Below are 19,869 nucleotides of genomic sequence, written 5' to 3' on the forward strand. Positions count from 1 at the left end.
CGACCTCTGCTCACGCGGTCTTCAGGAGCTCCACCACGCGCTCCGCGGTCGCGACGCTGGACTGCGGGTTCTGCCCGGTGACGAGGTTTCCGTCGACGACGACCTCGCTCGACCAGGCGGTCGCCGGAGTGACGATCGCGCCCTGTTCCCGAAGCCGGGTCTCGACGAAGAACGGGCTCTTGTCGCCCAGCCCGCCCTGCCGCTCCTCTTCGTCGCTGAACGACGTCATCGATCGGCCGGCGAAGGTGAACGAGCCGTCATCGCCACGCGCGCCGAGCAAGGCGGCGAGCCCGTGGCAGAGCGCGGCGATGGTCTTGCCCCGCGCGTCGGCGGCGTTCAGCAGGGCACCGAGATCGGCGTCGTCCACCAGGTCGGTCATCGGACCGTGCCCGCCCGGCAGGTAGAAGGCGTCGTAGGCGTCGGCCGAGACGTCGGAAAGCTTGAGCGGCGCCGAAAGATCGAGCCCTTTGAGGTATTCCGCGAACTTCGCGCCCTCGGCCGGGTCGACGCCGCCGCGTTCGTCGAGGCTGATGGGATCGACGGTCGGCCGGAGCCCGGCCGGGGTCGCGATCTCCACCTGGTGACCCGCCGCGGCGAGCACCCGATGCGATTCGGCGACCTCTTCGGCCCAGAACCCGGTCGGGTGGTCGGTGCCGTCGGTGAGCCGCACGTGGTCGGCGGCCGAGACGATCATGAGGATCCGCGCCATGAGTGTTCCTTTCGTTCTTCCGGGGCGATGTGCCCCACTGCCGGCTTCAACGAGGTCTTCGCCGCGCGTACTCCGCCCAGGCGGCTACAATCCATAAGATTTCTTATGGAAGGTGCCTTGCATGCCCAACTTGGATCGGCTGGCGACCTTCCTGGCCATCTACCGTCAAGGCTCGCTCTCCGCGGCCGCCGCGGAACTCGGCCTGACCCAGCCCGCCGTCACCGGGCAGCTGCTCAAGCTCGAGGAAGAACTCGGCGAGCAGCTGTTCGTCCGGTCGCGACAGGGCGCGGCCCCGACCGCCCGCGCGGCCGAACTCGCCGCCAGGATCGGCACCCGCATCGACGAACTGCGAGGCGCGTTGACGGCAGGCGACGACGTCCAGTACCGCGAACGGGTGGCGGTGGGCGGTGCGAGCGACGGCATGGCGACGCGGTTCCTGCCCGCGCTCGCCCCGCTGACCGAACGCGGGCTGCGCGTCACCGTCACCCTCGGGCTCGCCGATGAGCTCCTGTCCGCGCTCGAAGCCGCGCGCCTGGACCTCGTGATCTCCTCGGTCCGCCCACGGCAGCGCGGGATCATCGCCATTCCGCTGATCGACGAGGAATTCGTCCTCGCCGCCGCGCCCGCCCTCGCGCGGAGCGTGGATCCCGCGTTGCTCGCGACCGACCCGGTACCCGCGCTGGCCCATCTGCCGCTGATCGCGTACGCCGACGATCTGCCGATCATCCGCCGCTACTGGCGCAGCGAATTCGGGCGGCGGCCGCCGAACCGCGTCGCGATGGTCGTCCCCGACCTCCGCGCGATCCTCGCCGTCGTCGTCGCGGGCGCCGGGGTGAGCGTGCTGCCTCGCTACATCGCCGCGGCCGCGCTCGAAGCGGGCTCGGTCTCGATCGTGCACTCCCCGGAGGTGCCGCCGCTCAACACGATCTATCTCGCGTACCGGTCGGGGACGACGCGGCCGGTGGTGACGCTCATCCGCGACAGGCTGCTGGAACGCGCCCGCTCCTGGGGCTCGCTCTGAAAGTCCGACGCGGCAAAAATGACCTCTTTCCGCGGCGGAACCATCGCGGGGCTTGCTCTTCCGAACCGTTTCTTGGAGGGCACATGGTCTCGAAACCCCGCGTCGCACTGGGAATGCTCGTTTTGGCCGCCTTGGCGGGCGGGCTGCTCGCGTTGCTCATCTCGCTCGACGTCGGCGCCTTCTGGGCCAAGACGCTGCCGCTCGTCTTCCTGGCGGGCGGAGCGGCGTTCGCTCAATCCCTCGGCCTGTTCACCAAGGCACCGAAGGATTAGGGACCGGTCCCCGCACCCGCCGTTAGCGTCCTGCCCGTGACCGAACTGGGTGCGTACGTCGAACGCTTCGAGACGAATTGCCGCAGGCGTGCGCTCCGGGGTGTGGCCGCGATCGTGATCGGCGTGCCGATCGCCGTCCTCGGTGTCGTCGTGTTCGTGCTGGGTCAGGAAGCCGGGGTTTCCGGCGGCGAGATGATCATCGGCCTCGTCATCGGCTGCGGGCTCGGGCTGGCGCTGATGGGCGCCTGGGGCTGCTGGCACGCCATCAGCAAGCGAGGCGAGATCTTCACCTTGTACGAACAGGGATTCGTGCGCACCTGGCGGAAATCGACCACCGTCGTGCCGTGGAGCAAGGTCGAGGTGGCCGTCGACCACGCCAAGAAGAACGCCCTCGCCAAGGCGTTCGGCGGCGATGTCGGCTGTCTCGTCAAACTCACCGACGGCAGGAAGATCCTCATCAACGGATTCACCGAAGGCGCCGACCTGTTGGCACACGACATCTTCGAGGCCGTCGGACGGCGTTCCGCCTGAAGGAAGGTCAAACTCGCCGCGGCGCGAAGGTCCGGCGATAGTCCTGCGGGGAAACGCCGACGACCTTGTGGAAATGGTGCCGTAGCAAGGCTCCCGAACCGAAACCGCAGCGGCGCGCGACCTCGTCGATGCTCATCGTCGTCTCCTCCAGCAACGACCTCGCGTGCAGAACCCGTTGCGTCGAAAGCCATCGGTGCGGCGTGGTGCCCGTCTCCGCGACGAACTTGCGCGCGAAGGTGCGCTCGGACATCCGGGCCCGGCGGGCGAGATCGGCGACCGGATGTTCGTGGGCGATGGTGTCGAGCATCCAGGTGAGCACCGGCTGCAGGCTGTCCCCGGTGCACTCCGGGATCGGCACCTCGACGAACTGGCGCTGCCCGCCTTCCCGTTGCGGCGGCACCACCATGCGCCGCGCGATCGCGGTGGCCGCGGCGGAGCCGAGTTCGCGCCGGACCAGATGCAGGCAGGCGTCGATGCCGGCGGCCGTGCCCGCGCTGGTGACGATGTCGCCGTCGTCGACGAAGAGGACGTCCGGATCCAGCTGGGCCTGCGGGAACCGCTTCCGGAACGCCGCGCTGTGGCGCCAGTGGTTCGTGCACCGCCGTCCGTCGAGCAAGCCGGCGGCGCCCAGCACGAACGCGCCCGTGCAGACCGAAAGCAGCGTGGCGCCGCGCTCCGAAGCCGCCCGGAGCGCCTCGAGCACCGCGGGCGGGTACTCGTCGCGTACGTCGCAGGCGGGGACGACGACGAGATCCGCGTCCTCCGTCGCTTCGAGACCGTGCTCCGGGGTCACTTTGACGCCGTGGCCGAGGCTGAGCGGTTCTCCCGCCCGCTCCCCGCACACGCGGAAGTCGAGCAGTGGCACTCCGTCATCGGTGCGGTCGTAACCGAGCACCTCGCAGACGACACCGAACTCGAAGGCGGCGAAATCGTCCAGCAGCACCACGGCGACGCTTTTCAGCATGGCCGGAGCATAGCTGGCAGGATATTGTCACACAACGACAGAACTGCCACTTTTGGCAGGATCTCTGGCGGCGCAAACTTACTGCCATGACCGCAATCCTCGTCACCCTCGCCCTGATCGCCCTCGTCGGCTACCTCCTGGAGCGCAACCACACGCGCCAGGGTCGCCCCGGCACCGCCGGCGGAGACCCGCTCGTCCGCCCCTTCTGGAGAGGCGGCGACACGGCCTGAGGACACCGGGCCGCGAAGGCCCGGTGTCACGAGCGCCACGTTCCCCGCCCGGACCGCGAACCCGACCGTCATCCGCCGAGGTCAAACCCACAATCACGGCTTTAAACCACTTCGCCCGTATTTTCTGCCGGTTACCAGTTTTCTGGTTAGGGTGCAGTGGTGCAAACGGGTTAACATCGGGCGGAAGGAGAGCGCGCCGCAGTCGGCGCGTCACTGAACATGAGTTCGCAGGACGGTAAACAAGCGGAAGAAGAGGTCGTCGCGGAGACCGCGGCCGACCTTGCCCACGCACCGGACACGACGGGCCCGGGCCACCCGCCCGATGAGCACGTCCCCCTCGACCTCGCCTCCGAACGACCCGCCGAGACCGACCGGACCGTTTTCGGTGTGGCGGCGGTGCTCGCGCTCGCGATCATCGTCTGGGGCGTGCTGGCCCCGGAAAACCTGGCGAGTGTCGCGTCGACCCTGTTGAACGACGCCGTGATCCCTTACGGCGGTTGGGCTTTCGTGCTGACCGCGAGCGGTTTCGTGCTCTTCGCGGTCTGTCTGGCCATAAGCCGCTACGGCCGGATCCCGCTGGGCGGGGACAAGGAACTGCCCGAATTCCGGACGTCGTCGTGGATCGCGATGATGTTCAGCGCCGGCATGGGCATCGGCCTGATGTTCTTCGGGGTGTACGAACCGGTCTCCCACCTCGCGAGCCCGCCCCCGGGCACTGCGGCCCCGAATTCCGACGAAGCCGTCCACACCGCGATGGCGACGACGTTGTTCCACTGGACCGTGCACCCGTGGGCGATCTACGCCGTCGTCGGTCTCGCGATCGCCTACAGCACCTTCCGCAAGGGTCGCAGCCAGCTGATCAGTTCGGTGTTCGCGCCGCTGATCGGCAAGCGGCGCACCGAAGGCCCACTGGGCAAGGCGATCGACATCATGGCGATCTTCGCCACTCTGTTCGGTTCCGCCGCTTCCCTCGGTCTCGGCGCGCTCCAGGTCGGTGGCGGCATGGGCGCCGTCGGCTGGATCGACGACCCAGGCAAGGGCCTGCTGGTCGCGATCATCGCGATCCTCACGATCGCGTTCATCGCTTCGGCGGTTTCCGGTGTGGCCAAGGGCATCCAGTGGCTGTCCAACATCAACATGGTGCTCGCCGCGGTACTCGCGGTGTTCGTCCTGGTGGTCGGGCCGACCGTGCTGATCCTCAACATCGTGCCGGGCGCCATCGGCGACTACTTCCGCGAGCTGGCCGAGATGTCCGGCCGCACCGGGATGACCGGCGGCGAGGAGATGCAGACCTGGCTCGGCGGATGGACGGTCTTCTACTGGGCCTGGTGGATCTCGTGGACCCCCTTCGTCGGCATGTTCATCGCGCGGATCTCGCGCGGCCGCACGATCCGGCAGTTCATCTTCGGGGTCATCGCGATCCCGAGCATCGTGAGCCTCATCTGGTTCGCGATCTTCGGCGGCGCGGCGATCAGCAGGCAGCGAGCGGGGACGGACATCGCGGGCGCGGGCAGTGCCCAGTCGGCGACGTTCGAACTGCTCGAGACGCTGCCGTGGTTCCTCCCGATCGCCATCCTGGTGATGATCCTGGTGTCCATCTTCTTCGTCTCCGGTGCGGACGCGGCGTCGGTGGTGATGGGTACCTTGTCCCAGCGCGGAAGCGTGCATCCGAAGAAGACCGTCGTGATCTTCTGGGGCGTGCTGATGGGCGCCGTCGCGGCGGTGATGCTGCTGGTCGGCGGGGACAAGGCGCTGACCGGTCTGCAGAACCTCACGATCCTGATCGCGGTGCCGTTCGTGTTCGTGATGGTCGGGTTGTGCGTCTCGGTCTGGAAGGACCTGCGCAACGACCCGCTGATGAAGCAGGAAGACGCGATGATGTTGTCGCTGAAGGAACTCCACGAGGAACGCACGAACGGCCACGGCCGCCGTCGCATCCTCGGACGCTCGAAACAGCGCACCTGAGCTGATCGCGCGTGAAGGCCCCCTTCCCTCGGCTGAGCCGAGGGAAGGGGGCCTTCACGCGTTTCAGGCGCGCCCGATGGCGACGAAAGCGCACAGCGCGAGGTAGCCCAGGTCCAGCAGCGCGACCAGGGGCTCCCGGCGACGCAGCCGGACGACCACGGCGCCCGCCATGACCAGCGCCAGCCCGAGGGCGGCCAGCGGCACGAGTTCCGGCGCGATGTCGAGCAAGGCCGGAAGGATCAGGCCGACCGCGCCCAGGATCTCGACCAGCCCGATGAACTTCACCGTGCCGGGGCCGAAATCCAGTACCCAGCCCGCGGCCGACGCCACGCCGGCGATCTTTTCCCTTTGCAGGAACAGTTTCCCGACGCCGGACACGGCATACATGACGGCCAGCAGCCAGGCGACGATCCATAGTGCGGTGTCCATCAATGCCCCGCGAACTGGCCTGGCGTGTAGTCGCCCGCCGGCTGCCGGGTGATGACGTTGAGCCGGTTGAAGGCGTTGATGAGCGCGATCTGGGTCACCAGCGCCACGAGCTGCTCGTCGTCGTAATGCTTGGCGGCGGCCGCCCACGCCTCGTCGGTGACACCGCTGCCGTCGGCGAGGCGGCAGCCCTGCTCGGTGAGCTCCAGCGCGGCGCGTTCGGCCTCGGTGAAGACCGTCGCCTCGCGCCAGCACGCGACCAGGTTCAGCCGGGTCGTGGTCTCCCCCGCGTGCGCCGCGTCCTTGGTGTGCATGTCGAGGCAGCCCGAGCAGCCGTTGATCTGGCTGGCCCGGATGTTCACCAGTTCCCTTGTCGCCAAGGGAAGTTCGCTGCCGTCGAGCACCTTCGCGGCCGAGACGAGGTGCTTCACCAGCTTCGGCGCGAGAGCGGTCTTGAGGTAATCGATCCTTGCCTGCACGGGATTTCTCCTTCTCGTCGGTGTTCACTTACTTCGACGAGGAGGACTCCCGGGAGGTAACACCCATGGCCGCGAGGCGACGCGGGTCACTCACGGAATCGATTTCGACGATACGGCCGTCGACGACGGTGCAGGACATCACGCCCAGCAGCTTGCCGGTCCTGCTCCACGACACGATTCCCGGTTTTCCGTTGACCAGCGCGGGACGAGTGGTGACGACGGCGCGCGCCCCGCGCTGGACCCGCGTGGCCACCTCGGCCGCGCCGAGCCGCACGACCTCGCCGTGCCTGCTCCGCGAACGCCACGTCACGCCGGGGTCGAGCATCTCGACCAGTCCTTCGAAGTCTCCTTCGCGCGCGGCGGCGAGGAACGCCTCGACGACCGCGTGCTGCCGAGGCTCGTCGGCTGGACGCCGTCCTTGCACCTTCCGGCGGGCCCGGCTGGCGAGCATCTTGGCCGCGTCGGCGGATTTGCCGAGGATCTCGCCGACCTCGGCGAACGGGACCGCGAACAGGTCGTGCAGGACGAACGCCAGCCGCTCCGCCGGGCCGAGGGTGTCGAGCACCACGACCAGCGCCACCCCGACCGATTCGGCGAGCAGCGCGTCCTCTTCCGGCGAGTCCTCCAGCACCAGCAGCTCGGGCGGCTCGTCGTAGGAATCCTCGGGGCGGGTCTTGCGGGAGCGCAGGACGTCGATGCAGACGCGGCCGACGACCGTGGTCAGCCAGCCGGAGAGGTTGTCGATCGTGTCGGCGTCCTGGCGGGCCAGCCGCAGCCAGGCCTCCTGGACGGCGTCCTCGGCGTCCGCGCGCGAGCCGAGCATCCGCTGGGCCACGGCCACCAGACGCCCGCGCTGTTCCTCGAACGCGCTGGCCAGGGCTTCGCCGGTCATGTCGATTCCTTTCTCGCGCCGAACCCGTCATGTCCATGACGAGCGCGACGCGAGAAAGGTAACCGGCGGCCGGTCGAGTGCGCCGGTCCGTGAAGGCCTCCTTGCCTACCCTGAAGGTAGGGAAGGAGGCCTTCACGGACTACGTGATCGCCATCCGCGGCCTCAGCAACACCACCAGCTCCAGCAGTCTCAGTGGCGGCGCGGGAAGCGAGCAAGGGCGGCGGTGGCAGGGTGGGGCACGTCTCGTGAGTGGCAAGGACGGTTAGAACCCGAATCGCCACTCACGACACACGTGACCGACCCGGTTACCGAAGGTGGCAGGCACAGGCGTGTGAAGCCCCCTTCCCTCGGCTGGGCAGAGAGAAGGGGCCTTCCGCGCTACGAGGAGCCGCTCAGACGTCCCGGATCGGCGTCTTCACGGTCTTCTTCATGCCGGGGTTCTTCGTCTCCGGCTTCTTCTTACCGGGCTCCGGCTCGGGCTCGGCGGTCGAGCCGCCGATACCGGAGTCGATCGCCGCCGTGACGATCAGGTTCCGCTCGTCGGACGAGATGACCTCGCCGTCGAGGAGCTCCTGCGTCACGGCCCGCACGTAGGTCACGAACTGCTCGTTCGACGAGTAGTCCGACTCGTCGTCGATCACGTCGTTGATCGTGCAGCCGTTGCCGGTGTCGCGGTTCTCGACCTGGCTGTCCGCCGTGCCGAGGATCACGGTGTCCCGGACGTCGGAGTCCGGGCACGCGTCCGAGCCAGGCGGCGCGGCGACGATGGTGAACGCGCCGCCCTGTTCCGCCGAGACGTTGCCCGCCTTGTCCGACGCGCGGTAGGTCAGCGTGTGCGTGCCGAGCTCGGTCACCTTCACCGGCGCGGTGTAGACCGTCCAGGCCCCACCGTCCAATTTGTACTCGATCTTGTCGACGCCGGATCCGGTGTCCGTCGCGGTCAGGTTGATGGTCGCGTCCTCGATGTACGACCAGCTTCCGTCCAGATCGCCGCTCACCACCACCGAAACGGCGGGCGCGGTGCTGTCGTCGCCCTCGACGATGGTGAACGTCGCCGTGCCTTCGGCCGAGACGTTGCCCGCCTTGTCGGTGGCGCGGTACTTCACCGTGTGCGCGCCGACGACGGTGAGCGCGAGCGGCGCCGAGTACGCCAGCCACGGACCGCCGTTCAACTGGTACTCGACCTTGCCGACACCGGAACCGGCGTCGGTGGCCGTGAGGGTCACGGTGGCCTTGCCGACGTAGTTCCCGGCGGTGTCCTTGGTCCCGGTCACCTCGGAGGTCACCGTCGGCGCGGTGGTGTCACTGCTGACGATCGTGAAGTGCGCCATGCCCTCCGGCGAGACGTTGCCCGCCTTGTCCGACGCGCGGTACGAGACCATGTGCATCCCCGGCGCGGTGACCGCGACCGGAGCGGTGTACGCGGTCCACGCGCCTTCGTCCACTTTGTACTCGACCTTGTCGACGCCGGTGCCGGCGTCGGTCGCGGTGAGCTTCACGGTGGCGGTGTCGAGGTAGTTGCCCGCGGTGTCCTTGGTCCCCGTCACCTCGGAATTCACCGTCGGCGGAGTCGTGTCGCCGGGCTGCCCGGTGACGACGGTGAACGACGACATCCCTTCCGGCGAAACGTTGCCCGCTTTGTCGGAAGCGCGATAGTGGACCATGTGCGAACCGGCCGCGGTGACCGCCACGGGTGCGGTGTACGCGGTCCACGCGCCGCCGTCGAGCTGGTACTCGACCTTGTCCACTCCGGACTGGCTGTCCGACGCGGTCAGGTTCACCGTCGCGGAACCGACGTAGTTCCCGGCGGTGTCCTTGGTGCCGGTCACGTTCGCGGTCACGGTCGGCGGAGTGGTGTCGGCGCCGCCGCCGTCGGTGACGACGAACTCGCCCATCATCTTGGTGTGGCCCTGGATCGTGCAGTAGTACCGGTACTTGCCCGGGGTCAGCGTCACCGTGGCCTGGTGCACGCCGTTCTTGTCGTCATAGGGGTTGGCGAGGATGTTCAGGTTCACGTCGTGGTTGTAGCCCGGGGTCGCCGTGTCGAACGTCAGCGTGTGCGACATCGTCGAGCCGAGCTCTTCGGTGTTCTTGAAGACGATCGTGGTCTCGCCCGCCACCGCGGTGGACGGCGCGCTGAGGTAGTGGTCGGTGCTGTCGCCCGCGGTCCATTCCAGGGTCTGGACGGGTGCGGCGGAGGCGGGAGCGGACGAGCCCGGTAACACCAGGCCCGCCAGCGCGAGCGTCGCGGCCACCAGGGCCACGACGAGGGTTCTTGGGGACATCGCAGGGAAACCTTCCGTACAAGGGACACCGGCCGGGCACGCGAACCCGCGCCCGGCCGGCTTTCGCGCTACAGCTGCCGCACCCGGATGTTGCGGAACTCCATCAGGTCGTTGTCACCGTGGTTCTGCAGACCGATGAACCCGCTGACGAACTGCCGGAAGTCGGTGGACGGATCGCCCGCCCGCGACGACTGGATCCCCGGCGCGTTCTCGAACTCGTTGATCACCACACCGTTGCGGATGATCGTGTACTTCTGCCCGACGACCTTGACCTCGTACTCGTTCCAGGTCCCCTTCGGCTTCACTCCCGCCTGGTCCAGCGGCCGCGGGTCGAAGTTGTAGATCGACCCGGTCTTCTGCGGTTCACCGGTGGCCCCGTCGTACAGCTGGACCTCGTGGCCGCAGTAGATCGCGACCCAGGCCTGCGACGTCCTCGCCGAACCGACCGTGCCGCAGCTGCCCGGCGGACGCTGCTCCAGCGGGGTGCGCGGGTCCGGGAACCGGACGAACACACCGCTGTTGGCGCTGCCGGTCGGCGCGATGTCCTTGAACTGCAGCTTCACCGAGAAGTTGCCGAACTGCCGTGCCGAGTACCACAGCATGCCCAGCCCGCCCGACGGTCGCAGTGACCCGTCCGGCTGGATGGCGAACTGCCCGGACGGCGCCTGTGACCAGTTGCGGAACGATTCGGGCGTGCCGTCGTAGATCGCGTCGTAGCCGGTGACGCCCTTGTTGCCGATGGGCGACGCGGCGGCCGCGGCGTTGATCTTGTCCGACTCGGCCGCGTTCAGCACGCCGAGGTCGCCGAGCCGGTCCACGGCCTGGGTGACGTGGTTGACGAAACCGGCGTGGGAGGTCCACGTGCTCTCGTCGTCGATCATGTCGTCGACCGTGCAGCCGCCACCGGCGTTGCGGTTGGTCACCCCGGTGTCGGTGTCTCCGATGGTCACCGTGGCACTGGGATCCGCCACGAGACACCCGACGTTCACCGAGTTCCGCGTGGTCACCGTCTCGCCGTTCGCGTAGGTCACGGTCAGCTTGGCGGTGTACAGGCCCGTGCGCGGGTAGGTGTGCCGCGGGTCGGGCTGCGTCGAGATCGTGCCGTCGCCGAACTCCCACTTGTAGGAGACGCCGCCGGACTTCGACCCGGTGAAGGCCGCGGTGAGCGGCTTGTTCTGCACCATGGTCGAAGACGCCGCCGCGGCCGGCGTGGCCTCGCCGCCGGTGTAGCTGATCTTCAGCAGCTTCTGGTTGTTGGTCAGGGTGAAGAAGCCGCCGCCGTAGTCGAGCGCGTACAACGCGCCGTCCGGCCCGAACTTGGCGTCCATCCACTGGTTCAGCTTGGTGTCGCCACCGCCGGTCGGGATGATCTGCCGCACGGTCTCGGCGAACACCGGCGGATCCTGCTTCGCGACGCCGTTCGGGTCGAGGGTGACCGCGATCCGGTTCTGCCCGTTGCTCTGGTCACCGATGAACCACTTGTCGTTCCAGTAGGCGGGCCACGCGACGCCGCTGTTGGTGTTGACCAGTTCGCGGTGGTACGTCGGCCCGGTCATGACCGCCTGGCCGCCGCCCTTGAGGTAGGGCTGCGTGTAGGTTGCCTCGGCCGCGTTGTACGTCGGGACGGAGCTGTTGGGACGGTTGGGGAACACCGGCCCTCCGCCGTCCGGCGCGTACCAGATCATGTTCTTCTTGATCGGCGGAAGGTTCACCAGACCGGTGTTGCGCGGCGAGGTGTTGACCGGGTTGTCGCAGTCGTACCAGCCGGTGAGCACCGCGGCGTCGGTACTGCTGCGGTCGCGGTACGGCTGCTTGTTACCCATGCAGTACGGCCAGCCGTGGTTGCCCGCCTCGGTGATGACCGTGGCGGTCTCGTACTTGGCCGGGCCGAGTTCCGGGCTCGGCGAGGACGCGTCCGGGCCGACCCACGCGGCGGTCAGCCAGTTGGTCTTCTTGTCGACTTGCAGACGCGAGATGTTCCGCACGCCCATCACGTAGATCTCGGGCCTGGTCTTGTCCCCGGGATCGTTCGCCTCGGGGAACAGGTTGCCCGCCGGGTTGGTGTAGGTACCGTCCGGCTCCGGGTGGATCCGCAGGATCTTGCCGTTGAGGTCGTTGGTGTTGCCGGCGGTGCGGCGCGCGTCCTGGAACGAGACGCCCTTGTAGTCCTTGGTCCAGTTGTTGCCGGAGTACCCGTTGGAGCCCTGCGACGAGTTGCTGTCACCGGACCCGATGTAGAGGTTCCCGTCGGAGTCGAAGTCCATCCCGCCGCCGGCGTGGCAGCAGCTGTGGATCTGGACGTCCCACGACAGCAGGTCCTTGCGGGTCGCCTGGTCCAGCGTCTGGTTCTTCAGGTCGTAGGTGAACCGCGAGACCGTGCGCTTGCCGATCCGCTTGTCGAGGTCGATCGACGCGTGCGGCATCCAGTAGGCGTACATGAAGCCGTTCTCGCTGAACTTCGGGTCCAGCACGAGACCGAGGAGGCCTTCCTCGTTCTTGACCAGTTCGTCGCCGCTGCCGCGGTTGCCCATCACCTTCAGCGTGGTGAGCAGCTTCGGCTTCTTGGTGACCGGGTCCCACTGGTGGATCGTGCCGCAGCCGGCGCCGATCTCGGGGTTGGTCCAGTCGTTCGGCGCGGGCACCACGTTGCCGGCGCAGGCCGCGCGGCCGATGTAGAAGACCCGGCCGTTCGGCGCGATGGTGAGCCCGTGCGGCTCGCCCATCTGGTCCAGCTGACCGGGCTGGTTGATCCCGGTCAGGCGTTCGACCTTGTAGTTGGCCGCGATCCCCGCCTTGCAGTCACCGCGCACCATGCCGGTGGTCCACTTCAGCGCGCCGAGGATGTGGCTGCGGAACTGGGCTTCGCCGTAGCTCGCCTCGGTCCGGCCCATGCCGGTGTAGAAGGAGCGGCCGCCGTCGTAGTCACGGCACCACGAGATCGGGTGGAAGGCGCCGTTCGCGCCGACTCCCGGCTTGTAGGTCGATTCCTCGACCTGCGCGACCGTGTGCACGGTGCCGACCGGGTTGACCTCCCAGTTGAGCCACCGGTCGGTGCGGACCCACTTCTGCGGCAGGCCGGCGGTGGCCGGGTTCGCCTTGTCGAGGACGTCGACCGTGGCCTGCGCCGGGTCGCTCTCCGGCGGCGGCGGGGTCGTCGAGTTGTCCTTGAACAGCTTGAAGTCGGCCAGCTGGGTGGCCGATTCACCGGCGTTGGCGGTGATGTTCAGCCGGTAGTTCGAGTACGCCGTGGTGTTGGCGAAGGTGAAGGTCCGGCTCTGGAACCGGTCGGCGAACACCTCGTTGGTACGGGTGTCCAGATCGGTCCACGCGGTCCCGTCGTTGGAGCCCTGCAGGGTCCAGCTCTTGGGGTCACGCCCGGCGAAGTCGTTCGCCGAAACGAGCGCGTAGCTGCTCACGGCGACCGGGGCGGCCAGCTTGTAGGCGATCCAGCCGCTGTTCGCGAAGGCCAGCCACTTGGTGTTCTCGTTGTTGTCGGCGAGCTTTTCCTTGGTCTCGTTGGGCGGGTTCTCCGCGCTCGCGGTGATCGAGGCGACAGCCTCCGGAGTGGGACGCGCCCCCACCGGGCGCGCGCCGATCAGCCCGGAGAACCACTGCGAGCCGTCCTGCGCCCGCGCGGCGTCGGAGAGGCCGAGGAAGCCGCCGCCCGCCTTCATGTAGTTCTGCAGCGAGGTTTCCTGGTCACGGTTCAGCGTGATGCCCTGTGCGGACAGGAAAACGACGCCGCGGTACTTCGCGAGGTTCGCCTGCGTGAACACCGCGGGGTCCGAAGAGGACGAAACGGAGATGCCGTTCGCCTGCCCCAGGCTCGCGATCGCGTCCGTGGCGCGCAGGACGGGGTCCTTCTGGTCCGCGGCGGTGCCGTGGAAGACCAGGACGTTGATCGGGACGTTCGTCGCGGCTTCGGCGGTCACCGGTGCGATGGCCAGCGGAAGCCCGGAGGTGACGACGGCGCCGACCGCCAGCGCGGCCAGTGACCGTCTGCGGAGCCGACGTTGCGAAAACACTCGTCTCAAGTTCTCGCTCCTTTCAAGACTGGTGGTGGGTATGGGCGGAAGCGCCGGTGGCGTCCGGAGTGGACGTCGGGTGCTGATGTCCCTTGAAGCGGTCGATCGCCTCCTGGGCGCCCGCGGGCATCCCGCCGTCGGCGTTGCGGACCAGGAACACCCCGGACATGCCGTCGTCCGAGTGCTGCTGGACGTGGCAGTGGTACATCCACGCGCCGGGCCCGACGCCGTCACCGGCGATCACCTGGAAGCCGAAGGAGTTACCGGGGTCCAGGGTCTTGTTGTCGAGGATCGGCGCGTTGTCGGTCGCGCTGGTGAGCATGCCGGTGCGGGTGTCCGCCCAGCGGTGCGCGTGCAGATGGAAGGTGTGCATCAGGTTGCCGTGCCCGATGCAGATGAACTCGACGCGTTCGCCGAGGTTCGCCTCGAAGATCGGCGTGTTCGGGGCGACCTGGTGGTTGATCCACATTTCGGTGAACACCACGGTGAACTGCTTGCTGGGCAGCAGATCCCCGCGTTTGCGCACGATCAGTCCGCCGTACAGGCCCTTCATCAGGCCGACGGTGCCGTGGTCACCGCCGAACGCGTGGTCGTGGTAGTGCCAGTACCCCGCGCTGCCGGGCATCCAGAAACCGTTGGCCGCCTGGTAGGCCGTCCGGGTCTTCCAGGTGTAGGTCTTGGTCTCGTACGGCTTGTTGAAGGAATCGTTGAACGGCGAGCCGTCCGACTTGGTGTCGTAGTTGACGCCGTGCGGGTGGATCGAAAGCCGCTGGTCGGTGTTGTTGACCAGCTCGATCACCAGCGTGTCGCCCTCGTAGCACTCCAGGAGCGGCCCGGGGATCGTCGGTTTCCCGGGCTCCAGCCCGTAACCGACCCGGGTCGAGCCGGGAACGTAGTCGGCGTAGACGGTGATGTTGCGGGTCATCCCGGCCGCGGCGGCCGGTGCCGAACCCGCGCTGGCCGACACCACGACCGGGGCGATGACCCCGGCCGCGGTGCCCGCGAGCATCGATCTGCGGGACAGCCCGCGTTTCTTCATGTCCATTGTGGATTCCCCAGTCAGAATCGGACGTTGCGGAGATAGGTGAATCCGGTCTGGGCGGTGCTCAGGGGATCCGTGGGGTTGTCGTGCTCGACGATGTACTCGGCGAGGTGGGGACGGGTGTGCCGGAAGATGCGGGGGAAGTCGATGACGCCCTTGCCCGGGTCGACCATCTGACCGTCCGCCGTCCGGTCCTTGACGTGGTACTGCACCACGCGCGGGCAGTGCCGCCGGTACAGCGAAACCGGGTCCATCCCGCCTTCCACCGCCCAGAACAGGTCGATCTCCAGGTGCACGTAACGCGGGTTCGTGTTCCTGGTGAGCACGTCGTACGGGCGCACGCCGTCGATGGGCGCGAACTCGTGCGCGTGGTTGTGGTAGCCGAGCGGGATACCGGCCTGGCGGAACTTCCGTGCCGCCGTGTCCATCCGGCCGGCGAACTGCTTCCAGCCGTCGATGGTGTCGAAGTTCGCCCACGGCACGTTGGCGCGGGTGTTCCCGAGGATCTTCGCGTCCGCGATGGTCTTGTCGAGGTCACCGTCGATGCCGACGTGCGTGGACGTCGCCTTGATGTGGTTCTTGTCCAGCAGCCCGCGGAACTCCTCGGCCGTGCGGCCGTAGGTGCCCGCCAGTTCGACCTTCCGGTAGCCGATGTCCGCCAGCGCGGACAGGGTTCCCGGCAGATCGGCCTGCAGCGCGGTGCGCAGGGAGTAGAGCTGGATGCTGATCTTCTCCACCGGGACCCGGCCCCGACCGTGGTGGCCGGATCCCTCGGTGGCCGCACTGGCCACGCTCGGCAGGGCTACCGCCGCGCCCACCGCGACCGCCGCCGTCGCCGCGCCGCGCAGGAGCGCCCGTCGAGAGTGGAACTGCTCAGCTTCTTCACCGCACATGAAACCGCCCTCACTTCTGGTTGCTGAAAGCCGCGTCGAAGGCCGCCGACGGCTTGTCGAACAGGAGCCCCCGCAGAAAGGTCACGGCTTCCGCCGCGCCCCGGAGCCGGTCCATGCCGGCGTCCTCCCACTCCACCGAGATCGGACCGGCGTAGCCGATCGAATTCAGTGCGCGGAAACAGTCCTCCCAGGGCACGTCGCCGTGCCCGGTCGAAACGAAGTCCCAGCCGCGTCGGGGATCTCCCCAGGGGAGATGCGAGCCGAGCCGTCCGTTCCGCCCGTCGAACCGCTTCCTGGTGTCCTTGCAGTCCACGTGGTAGATCCGGTCGGCGAAGTCGAGGATGAAGCCGACCGGGTCGAGGTCCTGCCAGATGAAATGCGAAGGATCCCAATTCAGCCCGAATGCCGGACGGTCGCCGACAGCTTCGAGCGCACGTTTCGTGGTCCAGTAGTCGTAAGCGATCTCCGACGGGTGGACCTCGTGGGCGAACCGCACGCCCACCTCGTCGAAGACGTCGAGGATCGGGTTCCATCGGTCCGCGAAGTCCTGGTAGCCGTCGTCGATGACCGCCTGCGACACCGGCGGGAACATCGCGACGTACTTCCAGGTCTTCGAACCCGTGAAGCCGATCACCGTCTCCACGCCGAGTTTCGCCGCCGCGCGGGCGGTGTCGGCCATCTCCTTCGCCGCCCGCTGCCGGACGCCTTCCGGTTCACCGTCGCCCCACACCCTGGACGGGATGATGGCCTGGTGGCGTTCGTCGATCGGGTCGTCACAGACGGCCTGGCCGACGAGGTGGTTGGAGATCGCCCACACCTTCAGGCCGTGGTCGGCGAGCAGTTTCAGGCGGCCGGGCACATAGTCCTCTTCGGACAGTGCGCGGTCGACCTCGAAATGGTCGCCGGAACACGCGATTTCGAGGCCGTCGTAGCCCCATTCGCTGGCCAGCCTGCACACCTCGGTGAACGGCAGATCCGCCCACTGGCCGGTGAACAGGGTGATCGGACGGCTCATCAGTTCTCCTCGAAGGTGATCGCGTCTACGTCGAACAAGCCGCCGGAACCGCCCTTGAACACGAGGAACAACGGGCCGGTACCGCCGGGGTCGGTGAGGGCGGACGCCGGGATGTCGGCATAGGTGTCCCAGCCGCCGGTGTTGGCGACGGTGACCGTCTGGACCAGCGGTCCGTCCACCGCGCCCGAGCGGACCTCGATCGTGCCGCCCGCGCCGCCGGAGGACACCCGGTAGCCGATGCCGCTGACACCCACGAGGTTCACCGGGTCGAATTTGATCCAGTCACCGGATTCGATGTGGCCGACGCGTTTGCCGCCACTGGCGCCGGCGTGCACGACGACCTCGATCCCGCTGGACTGGGTGTAGAACTCGGCCTGCTTCAGCTTGGGTTGCAGGATGGATTCCGCCTCACCGGTGAGCGCGGGCACGCCGTTTCCGCCGTTGTCGGTGTAGCTGGCGTTGATGACGCCGAAGACGTTGGCGTCCGCCCCGTGTCCTTCGTCGGCGGGCGTGGCGATGGTGCCTTCACAGCCGGTCGCACGGCTCAGCGGATGTCCGTGGCCCTCGTGGCCGAGGATGTATTCGACGGTCACCTTCGAGCAGTCGATCGGGTCGTCCTCGGCGTCGGTCACCTCGACCTTGAACGGAACCATGTCGCCGAAGCTGAACACGCTGCCGTTGACCGGCGTCTTCAGCGTGACCACCGGCGCGGTGTTGCCGACGGTGACGACCACGCTCGCCGAACCGGTCAGCCCGGTGGAGTCGGTGACCGAGAGCTTCGCGGTGTACTGGCCGTTCGCGGCGTAGGTGTGGGAAACCGGGGTGGCCTCGGTGGAATCGGTCGTGCCGTTCCCGTCGAAGTCCCACGCGTAGGTGAGCGCGCCGCCGTCGGGATCGTTCGTCCCGGCCGGGTCGAACTTGACGGTCAGCGGCGCCTGGCCGGACGTCTTGTCCGCGGCCACCTTGGCGACCGGCGTGCGGCGGCCCTTGGTGTAGTCGATGCGGTAGACGGCGGATTCCTTGGAGCCGCCGAAGTAGCCGGTGCCGTAGTCGAGGACGTAGAGCGCGCCGTCCGGGCCGAACTCGAGGTTCATCGGGCGGACGAGGTCCATCGAGTCGAAGAACGGCTTGATGGCGCCGCGTTCACCGTTCGCACCGACGGTGATCTCCTTGATCCAGCCGCGTTCCCATTCGTAGGCGAAGGTCTTGCCGTTGAAGTACTCCGGGAACTTGGTCTGCGACGGGTTCTTCGCGTCGAACTGGTAGACCGGGCCGCCCATCGGCGACTCGGGGCCGGTGCCGAACTCGGGCAGCGAACCGCCGTCGTAGGCGATCCACGCCTTCTCCACCGGCGGCAGATCGGTCAGGCCGGTGTTGCGCGGGCTGGTGTTCTTCGGTTTGGCGCAGTCGAAAGCGGCGCCGGACTGCTTGGTGGCGAAGTCGTAGTCGATGAACGGCTGGTTGTCCCCGACGCAGTACGGCCAGCCGAAGTTGCCGGGCTTCTTGATCAGGTTGAACTCGACCGTGCCGCCGGGACCGCGCTTCGGGTCGGCCGCGCCGGCGTCGGGACCGTAGTCGGCCAGGTGGATCCAGCCGGTCTTACGGTCGACGGCGAACCGGAACGGGTTGCGGAAGCCCATCGCGTAGATCTCGGGCTTGGTCTTGGCCGTGCCACGCGGGAACAGGTTGCCCTTCGGGATCGTGTACTTGCCGTTCGCGCCGACCTTGATCCGCAGCACCTTCCCGCGCAGGTCGTTGGTGTTGGCCGAGGTGCGCTGCGCGTCGTAGACCGGGTTGCGGTCGGCGCGTTCGTCGATCGGGGTGAAGCCGTCGGAGGCGAACGGGTTGGAATCGTCCCCGGTGGACAGATACAGGTTGCCCCGCGCGTCGAAGTCGATCTCACCGCCGGCGTGGCAGCAGATACCGCGTTCGGCGGGGACCTGCAGGATCTTCTGCTCGCTCGCGAGGTCGAGCTTGTTGTCGGTACCCAGCTTGAACCGCGAGAGCTGGTTGTAGCCCTTGAACGGCTCGAAGTCGGCCGGGGTGCCGTTCTCCGGCGCGTCACCGGCCGGGGTGTTCAGCTTGGGCGCGTAGTACAGGTAGACCCAGCGGTTCTTGGCGAAGTCCGGGTCGATGGCGACCCCCTGGAGGCCGTCCTCGTCGTGGTTGTAGACGGGGATCTGCCCGGCCAGCGACGTCGTCGCCGACGAGCTGGTGTACCAGACGCGGCCGTCACGCGAGGTGTGCAGCACGTCGCGATTGGGCAGTACGGAAAGCGCGATCGGCTCGCCGGTCTTCTCCTCGCCCTTGGCCAGGGTGATCTGGTCGAAGTCCGCGTCGACCGGGTCTTCCTGGGTCTTGGCGCAGCCCGCCTCGCTCAGCTTGGTGGCGTACTTGATGCCGCCCGCCAGATGCTTGAGGAAGGCAGGCTCGGCGTAGGAGGCCTTGGTGTGCCCGCCGCCGGTGTACCAGGAGCGGCCGCCGGAATTCTCGTGGCACCAGGCGATGGGGTGGTCGCCCATCGCGCCGTCGCCGGGCTGGTAGCTCTTCTCGTCCAGACTGGCGAGCACGTGGACGTCGCTGCGCGGGTTCTCGCGGTAGTTGTACCACTCGTCCGTGCGCGGCCAGGTCTCCGGAAGGTCCACAGTAGACACGTGCTCGTGATCTTCGACCTTGACGTTCGCCTGCTGGATCTGCGGGTGGGACTTGAAGTACGCCCCGACCAGCTCGCCGTACCAGGGCCAGTCGTACTCGGTGTCGGAGGCGGCGTGCACGCCCACGTACCCGCCGCCTCCCTTCACGTACCGCTCGAACGCGGCCTGCTGGTCCGCGTTCAGCACGTCACCGGTGGTGGAAAGCCAGACCACCGCGTCGAACCGCTTGAGGTTCGCGTCGGTGAAGGCCGCCGCGTCCTCGGTGGCCTCCACCGCGAAGTGGTTCTGCGCCCCCAGTTCCTTGATCGCCTTGATGCCGTCGGGGATCGAATCGTGCCGGAAGCCCGCGGTCTTGGAGAACACGAGCACCGTGGCCGCTTCGTGCGCCGATGCGGTCTGCATCGGTAGCGCGACGCCTGTCAGAGCCGTGACCATGGATGTGACGAGCACACCCAATCGTCGTTTC

The 19,869-nt window shown here is 67.9% G+C and carries 16 protein-coding genes; 5 read left to right on the forward strand and 11 right to left on the reverse strand.

Annotated elements, in window-relative coordinates:
* Window positions 1-10: 10 nt before the first annotated feature.
* Entirely contained in the window at window positions 11-709 is a 699-nt protein-coding gene (locus AC069H_RS32885; RefSeq protein WP_478234920.1) for a type 1 glutamine amidotransferase domain-containing protein, read from the reverse strand.
* A 121-nt stretch (window positions 710-830) separates the two neighbouring features.
* On the opposite strand from AC069H_RS32885, the gene AC069H_RS32890 reads away from it, so the two are divergent.
* The 3 genes from AC069H_RS32890 to AC069H_RS32900 all read left to right on the forward strand — a co-directional run bounded on the left by AC069H_RS32890 (window position 831) and on the right by AC069H_RS32900 (window position 2,533).
* Entirely contained in the window at window positions 831-1,730 is a 900-nt protein-coding gene (locus AC069H_RS32890; protein WP_478234921.1) for a LysR family transcriptional regulator, read from the forward strand.
* A gap of 83 nt (window positions 1,731-1,813) precedes the next feature.
* Complete coding sequence (locus tag AC069H_RS32895; protein ID WP_478234922.1) at window positions 1,814-2,002, forward strand: hypothetical protein; 189 nt, start codon at window positions 1,814-1,816, stop codon at window positions 2,000-2,002.
* Between the two features lie 36 nt (window positions 2,003-2,038).
* Window positions 2,039-2,533, forward strand: coding sequence for a hypothetical protein (locus AC069H_RS32900; protein ID WP_478234923.1), 495 nt, complete (start codon window positions 2,039-2,041; stop codon window positions 2,531-2,533).
* Window positions 2,534-2,540: 7 nt separating this feature from the next.
* Here the strand turns inward: AC069H_RS32900 and AC069H_RS32905 are convergent, their stop codons facing one another.
* Window positions 2,541-3,497 carry a GlxA family transcriptional regulator gene (locus AC069H_RS32905; RefSeq protein ID WP_478226879.1) on the reverse strand — a complete coding sequence of 319 codons (957 nt, stop codon included), beginning with the start codon at window positions 3,495-3,497 and terminating at the stop codon, window positions 2,541-2,543.
* An 86-nt stretch (window positions 3,498-3,583) separates the two neighbouring features.
* Between AC069H_RS32905 and AC069H_RS32910 the strand changes: the two genes are divergently transcribed.
* Together AC069H_RS32910 and AC069H_RS32915 are read left to right on the forward strand one after the other, a co-directional pair.
* Window positions 3,584-3,727, forward strand: coding sequence for a hypothetical protein (locus AC069H_RS32910; protein WP_478226878.1), 144 nt, complete (start codon window positions 3,584-3,586; stop codon window positions 3,725-3,727).
* A 219-nt stretch (window positions 3,728-3,946) separates the two neighbouring features.
* The gene (locus tag AC069H_RS32915; protein ID WP_478226877.1) at window positions 3,947-5,692 is read left to right on the forward strand and encodes a BCCT family transporter; all 1,746 of its coding nucleotides are present in this window, start codon (window positions 3,947-3,949) and stop codon (window positions 5,690-5,692) included.
* Window positions 5,693-5,755: 63 nt separating this feature from the next.
* Here the strand turns inward: AC069H_RS32915 and AC069H_RS32920 are convergent, their stop codons facing one another.
* The 9 genes from AC069H_RS32920 to AC069H_RS32960 form a co-directional block, all read right to left on the reverse strand.
* Window positions 5,756-6,121: a DoxX family protein gene (locus tag AC069H_RS32920; protein WP_478234924.1), complete on the reverse strand. Its 366-nt coding sequence runs from the start codon at window positions 6,119-6,121 to the stop codon at window positions 5,756-5,758.
* Entirely contained in the window at window positions 6,121-6,597 is a 477-nt protein-coding gene (locus AC069H_RS32925; protein ID WP_340685831.1) for a carboxymuconolactone decarboxylase family protein, read from the reverse strand. Before AC069H_RS32925 ends, AC069H_RS32920 begins: the two co-directional genes overlap by 1 nt.
* A 28-nt stretch (window positions 6,598-6,625) precedes the next feature.
* Window positions 6,626-7,489: a sigma-70 family RNA polymerase sigma factor gene (locus tag AC069H_RS32930; protein ID WP_478234925.1), complete on the reverse strand. Its 864-nt coding sequence runs from the start codon at window positions 7,487-7,489 to the stop codon at window positions 6,626-6,628.
* A gap of 392 nt (window positions 7,490-7,881) precedes the next feature.
* On the reverse strand, window positions 7,882-9,774 hold the full coding sequence (locus AC069H_RS32935; protein ID WP_478234926.1) for an OmpL47-type beta-barrel domain-containing protein: 1,893 nt from the start codon (window positions 9,772-9,774) through the stop codon (window positions 7,882-7,884).
* A gap of 68 nt (window positions 9,775-9,842) precedes the next feature.
* On the reverse strand, window positions 9,843-13,808 hold the full coding sequence (locus tag AC069H_RS32940) for a ThuA domain-containing protein (protein ID WP_478234927.1): 3,966 nt from the start codon (window positions 13,806-13,808) through the stop codon (window positions 9,843-9,845).
* 13 nt (window positions 13,809-13,821) lie between these two features.
* The gene (locus AC069H_RS32945) at window positions 13,822-14,844 is read right to left on the reverse strand and encodes a multicopper oxidase domain-containing protein (protein WP_478226872.1); all 1,023 of its coding nucleotides are present in this window, start codon (window positions 14,842-14,844) and stop codon (window positions 13,822-13,824) included.
* 14 nt (window positions 14,845-14,858) lie between these two features.
* Window positions 14,859-15,734, reverse strand: a complete 876-nt coding sequence (locus AC069H_RS32950; RefSeq protein ID WP_478234928.1) for a sugar phosphate isomerase/epimerase family protein — start codon at window positions 15,732-15,734, stop codon at window positions 14,859-14,861.
* 10 nt (window positions 15,735-15,744) lie between these two features.
* Window positions 15,745-16,749, reverse strand: coding sequence for a sugar phosphate isomerase/epimerase family protein (locus tag AC069H_RS32955; protein WP_478234929.1), 1,005 nt, complete (start codon window positions 16,747-16,749; stop codon window positions 15,745-15,747).
* Window positions 16,749-19,838, reverse strand: coding sequence for a ThuA domain-containing protein (locus AC069H_RS32960; protein ID WP_478234930.1), 3,090 nt, complete (start codon window positions 19,836-19,838; stop codon window positions 16,749-16,751). Before AC069H_RS32960 ends, AC069H_RS32955 begins: the two co-directional genes overlap by 1 nt.
* Window positions 19,839-19,869: the final 31 nt, after the last annotated feature.

Source organism: Amycolatopsis sp. NPDC043887 (assembly GCF_056435665.1).

Excerpts from the sequence above, each read along its gene's own strand:
- AC069H_RS32885 (WP_478234920.1), bottom strand. The coding sequence starts at position 709 with ATGGCGCGGATCCTCATGATCGTCTCGGCCGCCGACCACGTGCGGCTC.
- AC069H_RS32890 (WP_478234921.1), top strand. The coding sequence starts at position 831 with ATGCCCAACTTGGATCGGCTGGCGACCTTCCTGGCCATCTACCGTCAA.
- AC069H_RS32895 (WP_478234922.1), top strand. The coding sequence starts at position 1,814 with ATGGTCTCGAAACCCCGCGTCGCACTGGGAATGCTCGTTTTGGCCGCC.
- AC069H_RS32905 (WP_478226879.1), bottom strand. The coding sequence starts at position 3,497 with ATGCTGAAAAGCGTCGCCGTGGTGCTGCTGGACGATTTCGCCGCCTTC.
- AC069H_RS32910 (WP_478226878.1), top strand. The coding sequence starts at position 3,584 with ATGACCGCAATCCTCGTCACCCTCGCCCTGATCGCCCTCGTCGGCTAC.
- AC069H_RS32915 (WP_478226877.1), top strand. The coding sequence starts at position 3,947 with ATGAGTTCGCAGGACGGTAAACAAGCGGAAGAAGAGGTCGTCGCGGAG.
- AC069H_RS32920 (WP_478234924.1), bottom strand. The coding sequence starts at position 6,121 with ATGGACACCGCACTATGGATCGTCGCCTGGCTGCTGGCCGTCATGTAT.
- AC069H_RS32930 (WP_478234925.1), bottom strand. The coding sequence starts at position 7,489 with ATGACCGGCGAAGCCCTGGCCAGCGCGTTCGAGGAACAGCGCGGGCGT.
- AC069H_RS32935 (WP_478234926.1), bottom strand. The coding sequence starts at position 9,774 with ATGTCCCCAAGAACCCTCGTCGTGGCCCTGGTGGCCGCGACGCTCGCG.
- AC069H_RS32945 (WP_478226872.1), bottom strand. The coding sequence starts at position 14,844 with ATGGACATGAAGAAACGCGGGCTGTCCCGCAGATCGATGCTCGCGGGC.
- AC069H_RS32950 (WP_478234928.1), bottom strand. The coding sequence starts at position 15,734 with ATGTGCGGTGAAGAAGCTGAGCAGTTCCACTCTCGACGGGCGCTCCTG.
- AC069H_RS32955 (WP_478234929.1), bottom strand. The coding sequence starts at position 16,749 with ATGAGCCGTCCGATCACCCTGTTCACCGGCCAGTGGGCGGATCTGCCG.
- AC069H_RS32960 (WP_478234930.1), bottom strand. The coding sequence starts at position 19,838 with ATGGTCACGGCTCTGACAGGCGTCGCGCTACCGATGCAGACCGCATCG.